Origin of the sequence: Thermincola ferriacetica (genome assembly GCF_001263415.1) — a bacterium.
Lineage (GTDB): Bacteria > Bacillota > Thermincolia > Thermincolales > Thermincolaceae > Thermincola > Thermincola ferriacetica.
This window is the reverse complement of the sequence record NZ_LGTE01000073.1, coordinates 1-717: the sequence shown is the minus strand read 5'-3', so window position 1 is coordinate 717 and position 717 is coordinate 1. Positions and strand designations below refer to the sequence as shown.

The window sequence follows — 717 nt, the reverse complement described above, 5'->3', positions numbered from 1 at the left end:
TCAGTACTTAAGTAAAGAGGTTTACTACTCCATGACCAACTAAAACCTGTCTTCCAATAAGACCGATCATTTTTTGAGTCATACCAGAAGTTTAAGTGATATGCATCAAATGTCAAAGTTGCTGCTAAAGCATTTATTTCATCTTCAGTGCCCTTAAAGCATTTAAGCTTTTTTATTTGTTCATCAGTATAGCCGTAGTTTTTGAGTGTCATGTCGTCAAGTTTAGCTCTCTTTTTTAATTCTTCTGCATAATCAATTTTTTTGAGTTCTTTGATTTGAACATCGGTATACCCTAGCTTTTTTAACTCATTGTCATTTTTTTGTTGAAGCTCTTTAATTTTTTGGTATTCATTAATTGTTTTAGTTTCACTAATAGTAACTTCTTTACCAAACGCCGGGGCAAAAGTCATTAATGTTAATAAAAACGCCATTAAAACCCCTAACAACCTTTTCATTTTTAAACCTCCTTATTTTGCTACTTAAAAAACACTTCCCCCGCCCCCTGCTCATTAACCGCAAATCCCAAATTTAGAGCAGTACTCATCAACTGCCTTTTCACCTCATCCGGTGTCCAGGTAGGATTCTGCTGCAACAACAAGGCGGCGGTTCCCGCTACCATCGGGGTTGCCATAAATGTGTCCCCGACATGGTAACATAGTAATTGGTAATAGTGGTTTGTGCAGGTTTTTCCTGGGTTTCGGCTTGAGCGGCTTTTCC

General features: G+C 37.7%; 2 protein-coding genes. Both read right to left on the bottom strand.

Features of this window, described 5'->3' with window-relative positions; translation table 11 throughout:
- Positions 1-455 (bottom strand): hypothetical protein (locus Tfer_RS15740; protein ID WP_152909091.1); only part of this gene is annotated, 455 nt, incomplete at its 3' end.
- Between the two features lie 20 nt (positions 456-475).
- Entirely contained in the window at positions 476-631 is a 156-nt protein-coding gene (locus tag Tfer_RS17210) for a S8 family serine peptidase (protein ID WP_083436996.1), read from the bottom strand.
- Between the last annotated feature and the right edge of the window lie 86 nt (positions 632-717).